The organism is Bosea sp. BIWAKO-01, from assembly GCF_001748145.1.
Lineage (GTDB): Bacteria > Pseudomonadota > Alphaproteobacteria > Rhizobiales > Beijerinckiaceae > Allobosea.
In genome coordinates this window covers 3839333-3851737 of record NZ_BCQA01000001.1, presented here as the reverse complement: position 1 = coordinate 3851737, position 12405 = coordinate 3839333, and the positions used below count along the sequence as shown (strand labels likewise).

Sequence of the window (12405 nt, the reverse complement as noted above, 5' to 3'; positions counted from 1 at the left end):
CTCATGGCCCTGATCGAAGTGCATGAACTCAGCCGGATCTACAGCCTCGATTCCGGCAGCGTGATCGCGCTCGACCGGGTGTCGCTTGAGATCGAGGCCGGCGATCTTGTCGCAGTGATGGGCCCCTCGGGCTCGGGAAAATCCACGTTCATGAACCTGATCGGCTGCCTGGACCGGCCGACGGGCGGCCATTACCGGCTCGATGGGGCCGCGGTCGAAACCTTGTCGAGCGATGGCCTGGCCGAGCTGCGCAATCGCAAGCTCGGCTTCGTCTTCCAGCAGTTCAACCTGCTGCCTCGCGTCGACGCCTGTGCCAATGTCGAACTCCCCATGGTCTATGCCGGTCGCGACCGCAAGATACGCCGCGAGAAGGCACTTGCCGCGCTTGGACGCGTCGGGCTGGCGGAGCGCGCTCATCATCGGCCGATGCAGCTGTCCGGCGGCCAGCAGCAGCGCGTCGCCATCGCCCGCGCGCTGGTGAACGAACCGCGCCTTCTGCTCGCCGACGAACCGACGGGCGCGCTCGACAGCCGGACAGCGCTCGAAATCCTGGCCCTGTTCCAGGACCTGAACCACGATGGCGTGACCGTGGTCATTGTCACCCACGACGCCGAGGTCGCGCGCCATGCGCGGCGCGTCATTCGCTTCCGTGACGGGCACATCCTCTCCGATCAGCGGCAGGAGCCCGCCGACGCACGTGCCGCGCTGGCAGCGCTCGACCGCGCGCCGCCGACAGCCGAGGTCGCGGCATGAGCCTTTGGGAAGCCATCCGCTCGGCTCTCTCCGCCATCGGCGCCAACGCACTCCGCTCGGCCCTGACGATGCTCGGCATCATCATTGGCGTAGCCGCCGTCATCGCCATGGTCGCGATCGGCTCCGGCGCGCGTGAACGCGTCACCGGGCAGATCAAGTCGCTCGGCGCCAACCTTGCCATCATCCAGTCCGGCAACGTCACGCAAGGGGGCGTCAGGCTGGGCGCAGGGGCCTCTTCGACCCTGACCGACGAGGATGCCCGTGCCGTCCTTGCCGAGGTCGAGAACGTCACTGCTGCAGCGCCCGTCATCGTCACGCGTGCCCAGGCCGTCTACGCCGGCACCAACTGGTCGACACAGATCACGGCGACCGATCTCGACTTCTTCACCGCGCGCGAATGGAGCGTGGCCGAGGGCCGGCTCTTCGAGCCGGAGGAGCTGCGGCGCGGTGAGATCGTCGCCGTCATCGGCCAGACCGTGGCCAAGAACCTCTTCGGCGAGCAGGATCCACTCGACCAGATGTTCCGCATCCGCAATGTGCCGTTCAAGGTCATCGGCGTGATGGCGCCCAAGGGCCAGTCGGCCCTCGGACAGGATCAGGACGACGTCATCTTTGTACCGCTGGACACCGGTCGGCGGCGGATCATCGGCCGCAACTACGCCCGCGATCGTTCAGTCCAGACCATCATGGTGAAGTTTGCCAGCGAGGACGCCATCGCGCCCGGTATCGCGGACACGACTGCCCTGCTGCGCCAGCGCCACAGGCTTCCCGAAGATCAGGACGACGATTTCATCGTCCGCAACCTGACCGAGATTGCCAACACCGCGACGGCCGCCGCCACCACCCTGTCCTGGCTGCTCGCCGCCGTCGCCGCCGTTTCGCTGCTGGTGGGCGGCATCGGCATCATGAACATCATGCTGGTCTCGGTAACCGAGCGCACCCGCGAGATCGGCTTGCGGCTTGCAGTCGGGGCGCGTCAGCGCGACGTGCTCGCCCAGTTCCTGATCGAGGCCACGACGCTCGCGACCATCGGCGGCGCCGTCGGCATCGCACTTGGCGTCGGCGCGGCTCTCACCATCGCCCGCATCGCCAATTGGCCCTCGGTCATCTCGATCGAGACGATCCTGATCGCGGTCGGCGTCTCCGGGATGATCGGCGTCTTCTTCGGCTTCTACCCGGCGCGGCAGGCGGCACGGCTCGACCCGATCGAAGCTCTGCGACGGGAATAGCGCGAACGCGAATCTCTGCGGCTGCAAGACCCCGTTAATCATCATCGCCTAGCGTCGATCGTATCGCAGCCGAGCGCGCCAAGCGGGCTGCTTGCGCGTAAGCCGAGACCTGAATCCCATGTCGCTGCAAGACGCCGAAGCCAGACGCCTCTACGATCAGGCCATGCAATTGGCCGGGATCGGCGCCTGGGAATGCGAACTCGCCACCCAACAGCTCAGCTGGACACCGGGAGTCTACGATCTCTTCGGCCTGCCGCGCGGCTCGACCTTGCACCGCCCATCCACCGTCGACCTCTACACGCACGACTCGCGCATCGAGATGGAGCGTCTTCGCGCTGCGATGATCCGCTCCGGCAAGGGCTTTGTCCTCGACGCTCGAATCCTGACCGCCGGAGGCATAAGCCGCTGGATGCGCCTGAGCGCCGACATCACGCACAGGCAGGGCCGACCCTGGCGCATTTACGGCGCCAAGCAGGACATCACCGGCGAGAAGCAGATGTGGCAGGGCTTGCGTCAACTCGCCTATAGCGATCCGCTCACCGGCCTCGCCAACCGCCGGGCGTTCGAGGCGCAACTATCCGAGCTGCGGCGCATCCCGGCTGACGGCAGCGCCCTCGGCACGCTCGCCCTCATCGATCTCGACATGTTCAAGCCGATCAATGACCATCTCGGCCACGCCGCTGGCGATGAATGCCTGCGGCAAGTGGCCCTGCGGTTGGAAGCCACACTGAGCGACGCGATGACGATCGCCCGCATCGGCGGAGACGAGTTCGCGCTGCTGATCTGCTCGACTGCCGGCTGGTCCCATATCGTGCACCGACTGAACCAGGCCCTCGCGGCGCTCTCGCTCCCGGTCACCTGGAACGGGCGGTTGATCGAGATGAGTGCCTCGATCGGTGCGACAATGCTGCTCCCGGGCCGACATCATGATCCTGACCGGAGCTTCGCTGAAGCCGATTCTGCGCTCTATGTCGCCAAGGCGTCGGGCCGCAATCGGCTGCATCTTTTCGGCGAGCCATTGCAGGGACAGCCCGGCGACGCGATGCAGGGCGCGCTCGCGGATATGAGAGTGCTTCGCGCCGGCTGAAGCGTTTCAGGCGGCTTCAGCCGCCTGCCCCATGCGCTCCTTGAGACGCTGCCCGACCGCGACGATCGCCTCGATCGCCGGCATCAGTTCCAGCCCGAGACCCGTCAGCCCATATTCGGCCGATGGCGGCGAGCTCGGCAGCACTCGCCGCTCGACGATGCCGCGGCTTTCGAGATCCCGCAGGCGCTCGCTCAGCATCTTGGCGGAGATCAGCGGCATGTCGTGACGCAGCTCTCCGAAGCGACGCGGACCGGCGCTCAGATACCAGATCACATTCGGCGTCCAGGCTTTGCCCAGAACCTGCATGCAAGTGCCGACGGCGCAGGTCGGCGGCGGAGTTTTCGCCCGATTCTTCCGTATCTTCAACGCCATGCGAGGCTGTCTCCGGTTACCGGAATGATACCGGAAAATGCAGTAACGACAAGTTACTGGGTATACAGAAGTTATCGCCGTGCCTACCCCTGTGGCCACCGGCCAACACGGAGACGCACACCATGAAGCTCTACTACGCCCCCGGAGCCTGCTCGCTCTCGCCCCACATCGCGCTGCGCGAAGCCGGCCTGCCATTCACCCTGGAAAAGGTCGACACCAAGACCAGGACGACCGAGACCGGCGCCGATTTCACAACGGTCAATCCGCGCGGTTACGTACCGGCGTTGCAGCTCGACAGCGGCGAGGTGCTGACGGAAGGTGCGGCGATCGTCCAGTATATCGCGGACCTTAAGCCCGAGGCGGAACTCGCGCCAAAGGCCGGAACGCTGGCGCGCGCACGGCTGCAGGAGGAGCTCAATTTCATCGCCTCCGAATTGCACAAGGCCTTCGGCCCGCTGTTCAGCACCACGATTGGCGACGATGCCAGGCGCGAAGCGAAGGAGAAGGTCGCCCGGCGTTTCGGCGACGTCGAGCAGAAGCTCTCGGATGGGCGTCCCTATCTTCTCGGTGAGACCTTCAGCGTCGCCGACGCCTATCTCTTCGTCGTCACGAACTGGGCGAACCATACTGGCGTTGCGCTCGATGCCTGGCCAAAGCTCCAGGCCTTCATGCAGCGTCTGACCGGCCGCAACACCGTGCGCCAGGCGATGCAGGCCGAAGGCCTGATCTGAAGGAGGCGCCTGCGATGGATGCCCGCTTTGCCGAAATCATCGAGGTCCTGACGCGCTATTTCGATGGCCTCTATCACAGCGATGCCGGCAAGCTCGCCGGGATCTTCCATCCGCAGGCGATCTATGCCTGCGCCAGCGAGGGCAGCCTCATCCATCTGACCATGGACGCCTATCTGCCCATGGTCGCAAAGCGCCCCTCCCCGGCCAGCCGGGGCGAGGCGCGGCAGGACCACATCCTCTCCATAGAATTCGCCGGGCCAGTAACCGCGCTCGCCCGCGTCGCATGTGCCATCGGGCCGAAATCCTTCACCGATCTGCTCAGCATCGTCCGGCTCGACGGGCGTTGGCAGATCATCGCCAAGGTTTTTCACGTCGATCTGGCCGCGTCGTCTCCCTGACCGTGCGGTCCGCGAGGGCGCGCCTGCGGGCTCGCGATCGCCAGCGTCCCCGCAACCGAGTTCGGGCGCCTTCAGGCTGAACGGCCCGACGCAATCACGTCAGCGCCGGGGCGACGCGAATCTAGACCGGTCCTAGCGGCTTGACGAAGACGGTCTGGCCGTCGAGCGCAAGGCCCATGTCGCGCCAGCCATGCTGGCGGTAGAAGCGCGCAGCGCGGGTCGTCGCGCCTGTCGTCAGGTATGCTTGCCGGTGCCCCTTCTCCGCAAGCCGCTCCAGCGCCGCATCCAGGAGTGCGCGACCATGGCCGTGCCCTTCGTGATCGGGAGCGATGAAGAGCGCCCAGACGAGAGCCGTCTGGTGGTTGGCGCAGGTGAAGCCGACAACCTCGCCGCCCTCCTCGCTGACGAGGAAGATGGCCTGCTCCATATACCAGGCGACCTCCTCGTCGCTGACCTTGGAAGGGTCGCTGAGCACGTTCTCCTTCACGGCCTGCCGGATCACGCCGATGCGCCGCAGGTCGGCCGGGATAGCAGCCCGCAGCATCACTCGGCGGCCTCGAGCCGATAGGCGCTGGGCTCGTAGTTGAGGATCGGCGCAAGCCAGCGCTCGACCTCGTGGATCGCCATGCCTTTGCGTGCCGCGTAATCCTCGACCTGATCACGCTCGACCTTGGCGACACCGAAGTAATAGGCGTCCGGATGCGACAGATAGAGCCCCGAGACAGAGGAGCCCGGCCACATCGCAAAGCTCTCGGTCAGCTTCACGCCGACCCGCCGCTCGGCCTGCAGCAACTCGAACAGCGTTTCCTTCTCGGTGTGGTCGGGCTGGGCCGGATAGCCTGGCGCCGGCCGAATGCCGCGATATTCCTCGCGGATCAAATCCTCATTGGCGAGGTTCTCGTCGGGGGCATAGCCCCAGAACTGCGTGCGAACGAGCTGGTGCATGCGTTCGGCCATCGCCTCGGCGAAGCGGTCGGCCAGCGCCTTGACCATGATCGAGCGGTAATCGTCGTTGTCGCGGGCGAATTTCTCGGAGATGCGCTCCTCCTCCGCTCCCGCCGTCACCACAAAGGCGCCGATATAGTCAGGCCGCTCGATGCCCTCGGGCGCGACGAAGTCCGAGATGCACATGTTCGGCTTGCCGTCGCGCTTCGAAAGCTGCTGACGCAAGCCGTGGAAGGTCGCGAGCGTGTCCTGGCGGCTCTCCCCGGTATAGAGCCGGATATCATCCCCGACGGCATTGGCCGGCCAGAAGCCGATCACCGCCTTGGGATTAAACCAGCGCTCCTCGACGATGCGCTTCAGCATCGCCTGCGCATCGTCCCAGAGCGCGCGTGCCGCCTCGCCCTGCTTCTCGTCCTGCAAGATCGCAGGGAAGCGTCCCTTCATCTCCCAGGTCTGGAAGAACGGCGTCCAGTCGATCACCGGCACGAGATCGGCGATGTCATAGGTCCGGAACACGCGCGTACCGAGGAAGCTCGGCTTTGGTGGGGTGTAGTTCGCCCAATCCGCCTTGAAGGCATTCGTCCGCGCCTTCGCCAGCGGCAGGCGCTGCTTGTCGGCCTCGGAGCGGCGATGGGCGGCGGCGACCTTGGCATACTCGCCCCTGACGCCCTCGATATAGGCCGGCTTCTGGTCCTGCGAGAGCAGGCTCGAGACGACGCCGACGGCGCGCGACGCGTCGGTGACATAGACCGTCTGCCCCTGGCTATAGACTGGGTGGATCTTCACCGCCGTATGCACGCGGCTGGTCGTTGCGCCGCCGATCAGGAGCGGAATGTCGAAACCCTCGCGCTCCATCTCGGACGCGACGGTGACCATCTCGTCGAGCGAAGGCGTGATCAGGCCCGAGAGGCCGATGATGTCGACCTTCTCCTTGCGCGCGACATCGAGGATCTTCTGCGTCGGCACCATCACACCGAGGTCGATGACCTCGTAGTTATTGCACTGGAGGACGACGCCGACGATGTTCTTACCGATGTCATGGACATCGCCCTTCACCGTCGCCATCAGCACCTTGCCGGCGGCCGAACGCTCGGAACCACCGTTCAGGCGCTTCTCCTCCTCCATATAGGGCATGAGATAGGCCACCGCCTGCTTCATCACGCGGGCTGATTTCACCACCTGCGGCAGGAACATCTTGCCGGCGCCGAACAGGTCACCGACCACGTTCATGCCGGCCATCAGCGGCCCTTCGATGACATGGAGCGGCTTCTCGGCTGCGGCGCGAGCCTCCTCGACATCGATGTCGATGAAGGCGGTGATGCCGTTGACCAGCGCGTATTCCAGCCGCTTCTCGACCGGGTTGTCGCGCCAGGCCATGTCCTTGCCGGAAATCGCAACCGAACCATCGCCCTTGAAGCGCGGGGCGGCATCGAGCAGTCGCTCGGTCGAATCCTTGCGACGGTTGAGGACGACATCCTCGCAGAGCTCGCGCAGTTCGGGATTGAGGTCGTCATAGGAGCCGAGCTGGCCCGCATTGACGATGCCCATGTCCATGCCGGCCTTGATGCAGTGGTACAGGAATACCGAATGCATCGCTTCGCGGACCTTCTCGTTGCCGCGGAACGAGAAGGACAGGTTCGAGACGCCGCCCGAGATATGGGCATGCGGCAGAGTCTCGCGGATCGCCCTGGTCGCCTCGATGAAATCGTTGCCGTAGTTGTCGTGCTCCTCGATGCCGGTCGCGACGGCAAAGATGTTGGGATCGAAGATGATGTCCTCGGGCGGGAAACCGATCTGCTCGGTCAAGAGTTTGTAGGCCCGCGTACAGATCTCGATCTTGCGCTCGAAGGTGTCGGCCTGGCCGGTCTCGTCGAAGGCCATCACCACCACCGCCGCACCGTAGTTGCGGCAGATGCGGGCGTGCTCGAGGAACGCCTCCTCGCCTTCCTTCATCGAGATCGAATTGACGATCGGCTTGCCCTGGATCGTCTTCAGGCCGGCTTCGATAACGTGGAACTTCGACGAGTCGACCATGATCGGCACGCGGGAGATATCCGGCTCCGAGGCGATCAGATTGCAGAACTCGGTCATGGCCTTCTCGGAATCGAGCAGGCCTTCGTCCATGTTGATGTCGATGACCTGCGCGCCATTGGCGACCTGGTCGCGCGCCACATCCAGCGCTGCGGCGAAGTCGCCTTCCTTGACCAGCTTGCGGAAGCGGGCCGAGCCGGTGACGTTGGTGCGCTCGCCGACATTGACGAAGGGAATGGTCTCGTCGAGCGTGAAGGGCTCGAGCCCAGCCAGCCGCAAATAGCGCTTGATCTCCGGCACGGCGCGCGGCGGCTTGCCCGCGACGGCTTCCGCGATCGCACGGATATGGCCGGGCGTCGTGCCGCAGCAGCCGCCGACGACATTGACGAGTCCGGCATCGGCGAATTCGGCCAGCATGCCGGCCGTCGCCTCGGGGCTTTCGTCATACATGCCGAATTCATTGGGCAGGCCGGCATTCGGATAGGCGCAGATCAGCGTATCGGCAACGCGCGACAGATCCTTGATATGCGCCCGCATCTCACGCGCGCCGAGCGCACAGTTGAGGCCAACCGTCAGCGGCGCGGCATGGCGGATCGCATTCCAGAACGCCTCCGTGGTCTGGCCCGAGAGCGTGCGCCCCGAAAGGTCGGTGATCGTGCCGGAGATCATCACCGGCAGGCGCAGGCCCTTCTCGCGATAGACCTCCTCGATCGCAACGATCGCAGCCTTGGCGTTGAGCGTGTCGAAGATGGTTTCGACCAGGATCAGCTCCGAGCCGCCATCGATCAGTCCGCGCACCTGTTCGGCATAGGATTCGCGCACCTGATCGAAGGTCACGGCGCGGAAGCCGGGATTGTTCACATCCGGCGAGATCGAAAGCGTGCGGTTCGTCGGCCCGATCGCGCCGGCAACGAAGCGACGGCGCCCATCGGCTTTCTCAGCGAGAGCCGCCGCTTCGCGCGCGAGCTTCGCCGAGGCGACGTTCAGCTCATAGGCCAGCGCCTCCATGCCGTAATCAGCCTGGGCGATCTGCGTCGACGAGAACGTGTTGGTTTCGACGATATCGGCTCCCGCCTGAAAATAGGCGAGGTGGATTTCGCGAATGGCGTCCGGCTGGGTCAGAACCAGCAGGTCGTTATTGCCCTTGAGATCGTGGTTCCAGCCCTTGAAGCGCTCGCCGCGAAACTCTGCTTCCGAGAGCTTCAGGTTCTGGATCTGCGTTCCCATCGCACCGTCGAGCACGAGGATGCGCTCGGACGCGGACTGGCGAAGCGCGCGCTCGATCTCGATGCCATCGACCTGGCTGGGATTGTAGTCTGACATCGCGAACGCCTTCGTCATGAAACTCTGCTCGTATGGTCTTCCCGTCATTGCGAGGAGCAAAGCGACGAAGCAATCCAGAGGCCACTGAAGACAGGCTGGATCGCTTTGCTCCCGATGACGGCTGGCACGCTACTCCGCGGCCGCCTGCTGCTGCGCGGTCCTGTCGGGCTTCAAGCCGACCAAATGGCAGATCGCATAGACCAGGTCGGCCTTGTTCATCGTATAGAAATGCAGGTCGGAGACGCCACGGTCGATCAGGTCGAGCACCTGCTCGGCGCAAACGGCGGCCGCCACAAGCCGGCGCGTCGCGGCGTCGTCTTCCAGGCCCTCGAACCGATCGGCCAGCCATTGCGGCACGCTCGCGCCGGTCTTGGTGGCGAAGCTCGCCGTCTGCTTGAAATTCAGGACGGGAACGATTCCGGGCAGGATCGGGATGTCGATCCCCCGAGCCCTGACCTTGTCGAGATAGCGGAAATAGACGTCGTTATCGAAGAAGAACTGCGTGATCGCCCGGGTCGCACCGGCATCGACCTTCTTCTTCAAGGCATCGATATCGGCATCGAGCGAGGCCGCTTCCGGATGTTTTTCGGGGTAGGCCGAGACCGTCACCTCGAAATCGGCGACGCGCCGGATCCCGGCGACCAGATCAGAGGTCTGGTGATAGCCCTGCGGGTGCGGCTCGTAGACCGCTCCGAGCCCACCCGCCGGGTCACCGCGCAACGCCACGATATGACGCACGCCGGCCGCCCAATAGGAACGGATGACGTCGTCGACCTCGGCGCAGGTGGCGGAAACGCAGGTCAGGTGCGCCGCCGGCTTCAGCCCGGTCTCGTCCACCATGCGCTTGACGGTGTTGTGGGTGCGTTCGCGCGTCGAACCGCCGGCACCATAGGTCACCGACACGAAGGTCGGTCCAAGCGGCTCGAGACGGCGCACGCTCTCCCAGAGTGTCGTCTCCATCTCCGGAGTCTTGGGAGGAAAGAACTCGAAAGAGACGCTGGGCCGGCGGGTGCCGTGCCGGCTGGGGCGAAACGCATTCATCAAGCCACCTCGAAACTGGAATTCTGGCGCAGCGGGAAATCCCCCTGCACGCGCCGGTCACGTCCACGCCAGAGCATCACGGAGAGTTGGCCGGACGCCCCCTCGGCCGAGGTCACCTCTTCGGAGAGATCACAGCTCAATCCCGCCTCCGCAAACCAGCCGGCGATCTGAGCCCGCGAGAAACCGAGCCGGCGATGCGCGTGCTCGGTCCGCAGGAACTCCATCTCGTGCGGCGCGAAATCGACCACGATCAGCCGGCCGCCGGGGGCGAGCATCGCGGCCGCCTCGCGCAGTGCGCGGCCGGGGTCATCGAGGAAATGCAGAACCTGATGGATGATGACGAGATCGAAGGACCCGCGCGCGAAAGGCAGGGCGTGAATATCGCCCTGTCGCAGCTCAACCCGGGACAGCCCAGCCTTCTCGAGATTGGCGCGCGCCACGGCGAGCATGGCATGACTGGCATCGACGCCGATGGCACGCCCGAATTTTGGGGCGATCCGCTCCAGCATCCGGCCCGTCCCCGTGCCGAGGTCGAGCATCGCGCCGGAAGAGCCCTCCCCGGCAGCCGCCTCGACGGCCGCCTCGACGGCGTCGTCGGGGACATGCAGCGAGCGTAGCCGGTCCCAGTCCCGAGCCACGCTGGCGAAATAGGACTGCGCCGCCTCGGCGCGCGTCGAGCGAACCGCAGCGAGCCTCTCCCGGTCCGCAGCGAGTTCAGGATCCGCCCGGTCGAGCCACGCAGCCAGGGAGGCCGCAAAGGCGCCGCCTGCTCCCGCCTCGTCGAGCCGGAAGAAGGCCCATGCCCCCTCGCGATAGCGACGAACCAGCCCGGCCTCGGCCAGGAGCTTGAGATGGCGGGAAATGCGGGGCTGAGACTGCCCGAGAATATCGGTCAGATCCGAAACGGAGAGCTCGCCCTCCGCCAACAGAGCCAGGATGCGCAGCCGTGTCTCCTCGCCGGCCGCGCGCAGGCCCGCAAGCAAGGATGACGAGGACAACGTCGTGGGTTGGCGCAAAGGGTCAGCCTTCGAAACTCAAAAAAACATATAAAGATATCTTTATGTCAAAAACAGATAAAGAGCAAGCACCTTCCTCTCGCCAGCGAGATCCTGCCCCCCCGCTCAATCAACGTCGGCATCACTCAGCGCCGCATCGCCGCTTCGAGCGCTGTGTAGATGCGCGGGTCAGACGATTGCGCGACGTTGAAGCGCAGGAATCGTCCCGCCGTTAGCGACACGCTGAAGACATTTCCGGGAGCCAGGACGATATTCTGTGCAAGGACACGCTGCGCGATCTCGGCTGCATCCAGCCCGTCCGGCAGGCGACACCAGAGGAACATGCCGGCACGCGGCTCCACCCACGGCTCGATTCCGATGGCCCGCAACCGCGCGCAGGTCTCCGTCATGGCGCGACCCAGCCGCCCGCGCAGGCCGTCCATATGCTTGCGATAGGCTCCATCCTTCAAGGCGCCCAGCACGAATTCCGCCGAGACCCGGCTGGCTCCGAAGGAGGTCGCGATCTTGAGATCGGCCAACCCCTCGATCCAGTCGCGCCGCGCTGCGATGAAGCCACACCGCAATGAGGCTGACAGCGTCTTGGAGAAGCTGCCGATATGCACGACCCGATCGAGGCCATCGAAGGCGGCAAGCCGCGGCGCCGGCTCCAACTCGAAATCGGCGAAGATGTCGTCCTCGATGATCGTCAGCCCGGACTGTTCGGCCAATTTGAGCACCCGATGCGCGATCACGGGAGACAGCACGGCTCCCGTTGGATTGTGCAATGCCGAATTGGTGACATAGAGCCGGGGCCGATGCTCGGCGAGCACCTGCTCGAACTGCGCGATGTCCGGGCCGTTCGGTGTATAGGGGACACTGACGACCCTGGCTCGATGAGCCCGCAGCAGGGCCTGGAAGTTGAAGTAGCAGGGGTCGTCGACCACCACCGTATCCCCTGGCTCGATCAGGAAGCGGCAGAGCAGGTCGATGGCCTGGGTTCCGGACTCGGTCAGCACGATCTGGTCCGGCCCGGCCTCGATGCCATGCTCCGCCATGCGCCGGGCGAGAAGATGGCGCAACGGCAAAAGTCCGAGAGGCGTGCCATAATCGGCCAATGTGGAGGCATCGGCGCGCGAAAGCGATCGCAGCGCTCTGCGCAGGATCTCCTCCGGCAACCATGATGCGGGAAGCCAGCCGCAGCCGGGCTTCAGGAAATCCTCACCCGTCTCCAGCGATTGTCGCGATACCCAGAGTGGATCGACCGCACGGTCGAGCCGCGGGCCGATCTCCGCCAGCGACAAGGGTGGCAGATGGCCCGCGACATAGAAGCCCGAGCCGGGGCGCGAACGGATCGCACCCTCCGCGGCAAGCCGGTCATAGGCCTCGACCACCGTCGACTTCGAGACGCCCATCGTTTCGGCGAAGCCGCGGATCGAAGGCAGCCTGGCCCCCGGAGCCAGCACCCGCCCCGCCATGCGCTGGCGAACAGCCTGCATGACC

General features: G+C 65.2%; 11 protein-coding genes. 5 read left to right on the top strand and 6 right to left on the bottom strand.

What is annotated here, in order from left to right; all coding sequences use genetic code 11:
* Positions 1-3 precede the first annotated feature (3 nt).
* The 3 genes from BIWAKO_RS17915 to BIWAKO_RS17905 all read left to right on the top strand — a co-directional run bounded on the left by BIWAKO_RS17915 (position 4) and on the right by BIWAKO_RS17905 (position 3069).
* Complete coding sequence (locus tag BIWAKO_RS17915) at positions 4-753, top strand: ABC transporter ATP-binding protein (RefSeq protein WP_069879804.1); 750 nt, start codon at positions 4-6, stop codon at positions 751-753.
* Positions 750-1982, top strand: a complete 1233-nt coding sequence (locus BIWAKO_RS17910; RefSeq protein WP_069879803.1) for an ABC transporter permease — start codon at positions 750-752, stop codon at positions 1980-1982. Before BIWAKO_RS17915 ends, BIWAKO_RS17910 begins: the two co-directional genes overlap by 4 nt.
* Before the next feature lie 118 nt (positions 1983-2100).
* On the top strand, positions 2101-3069 hold the full coding sequence (locus tag BIWAKO_RS17905; RefSeq protein ID WP_069879802.1) for a diguanylate cyclase domain-containing protein: 969 nt from the start codon (positions 2101-2103) through the stop codon (positions 3067-3069).
* A gap of 6 nt (positions 3070-3075) precedes the next feature.
* Here BIWAKO_RS17905 and BIWAKO_RS17900 read toward each other — a convergent pair whose 3' ends face one another.
* Entirely contained in the window at positions 3076-3375 is a 300-nt protein-coding gene (locus BIWAKO_RS17900) for a winged helix-turn-helix transcriptional regulator (protein WP_244523475.1), read from the bottom strand.
* Positions 3376-3563: 188 nt separating this feature from the next.
* Here BIWAKO_RS17900 and gstA point away from each other — a divergent pair, with 188 nt between their 5' ends.
* Positions 3564-4172, top strand: a complete 609-nt coding sequence (gene gstA, locus BIWAKO_RS17895; RefSeq protein WP_069879800.1) for a glutathione transferase GstA — start codon at positions 3564-3566, stop codon at positions 4170-4172.
* Positions 4173-4186: 14 nt separating this feature from the next.
* Positions 4187-4570 carry a nuclear transport factor 2 family protein gene (locus tag BIWAKO_RS17890; protein ID WP_069879799.1) on the top strand — a complete coding sequence of 128 codons (384 nt, stop codon included), beginning with the start codon at positions 4187-4189 and terminating at the stop codon, positions 4568-4570.
* A 121-nt stretch (positions 4571-4691) separates the two neighbouring features.
* Here BIWAKO_RS17890 and BIWAKO_RS17885 read toward each other — a convergent pair whose 3' ends face one another.
* The 5 genes from BIWAKO_RS17885 to BIWAKO_RS17865 form a co-directional block, all read right to left on the bottom strand.
* Positions 4692-5114 carry a GNAT family N-acetyltransferase gene (locus tag BIWAKO_RS17885; protein ID WP_069879798.1) on the bottom strand — a complete coding sequence of 141 codons (423 nt, stop codon included), beginning with the start codon at positions 5112-5114 and terminating at the stop codon, positions 4692-4694.
* Positions 5114-8869, bottom strand: coding sequence for a methionine synthase (gene metH / locus BIWAKO_RS17880; RefSeq protein ID WP_069882591.1), 3756 nt, complete (start codon positions 8867-8869; stop codon positions 5114-5116). Before metH ends, BIWAKO_RS17885 begins: the two co-directional genes overlap by 1 nt.
* Before the next feature lie 129 nt (positions 8870-8998).
* Entirely contained in the window at positions 8999-9910 is a 912-nt protein-coding gene (gene metF / locus BIWAKO_RS17875) for a methylenetetrahydrofolate reductase [NAD(P)H] (protein ID WP_141740143.1), read from the bottom strand.
* Positions 9910-10926 (bottom strand): ArsR/SmtB family transcription factor, encoded by a 1017-nt coding sequence (locus BIWAKO_RS17870; protein ID WP_069879796.1) that lies wholly within the window; start codon positions 10924-10926, stop codon positions 9910-9912. The genes metF and BIWAKO_RS17870 overlap by 1 nt, the downstream gene beginning before the upstream one ends.
* A gap of 125 nt (positions 10927-11051) precedes the next feature.
* Positions 11052-12401, bottom strand: coding sequence for an aminotransferase-like domain-containing protein (locus tag BIWAKO_RS17865; RefSeq protein ID WP_069882590.1), 1350 nt, complete (start codon positions 12399-12401; stop codon positions 11052-11054).
* Positions 12402-12405: the final 4 nt, after the last annotated feature.

What these genes read in the sequence shown, in the direction of transcription:
- metH (WP_069882591.1), bottom strand. Translation starts at nt 8,869, where the DNA reads ATGTCAGACTACAATCCCAGCCAGGTCGATGGCATCGAGATCGAGCGC.
- BIWAKO_RS17865 (WP_069882590.1), bottom strand. Translation starts at nt 12,401, where the DNA reads ATGCAGGCTGTTCGCCAGCGCATGGCGGGGCGGGTGCTGGCTCCGGGG.
- metF (WP_141740143.1), bottom strand. Translation starts at nt 9,910, where the DNA reads ATGAATGCGTTTCGCCCCAGCCGGCACGGCACCCGCCGGCCCAGCGTC.
- BIWAKO_RS17910 (WP_069879803.1), top strand. Translation starts at nt 750, where the DNA reads ATGAGCCTTTGGGAAGCCATCCGCTCGGCTCTCTCCGCCATCGGCGCC.
- BIWAKO_RS17915 (WP_069879804.1), top strand. Translation starts at nt 4, where the DNA reads ATGGCCCTGATCGAAGTGCATGAACTCAGCCGGATCTACAGCCTCGAT.
- BIWAKO_RS17900 (WP_244523475.1), bottom strand. Translation starts at nt 3,375, where the DNA reads ATGCAGGTTCTGGGCAAAGCCTGGACGCCGAATGTGATCTGGTATCTG.
- BIWAKO_RS17885 (WP_069879798.1), bottom strand. Translation starts at nt 5,114, where the DNA reads ATGCTGCGGGCTGCTATCCCGGCCGACCTGCGGCGCATCGGCGTGATC.
- BIWAKO_RS17890 (WP_069879799.1), top strand. Translation starts at nt 4,187, where the DNA reads ATGGATGCCCGCTTTGCCGAAATCATCGAGGTCCTGACGCGCTATTTC.
- BIWAKO_RS17905 (WP_069879802.1), top strand. Translation starts at nt 2,101, where the DNA reads ATGTCGCTGCAAGACGCCGAAGCCAGACGCCTCTACGATCAGGCCATG.
- gstA (WP_069879800.1), top strand. Translation starts at nt 3,564, where the DNA reads ATGAAGCTCTACTACGCCCCCGGAGCCTGCTCGCTCTCGCCCCACATC.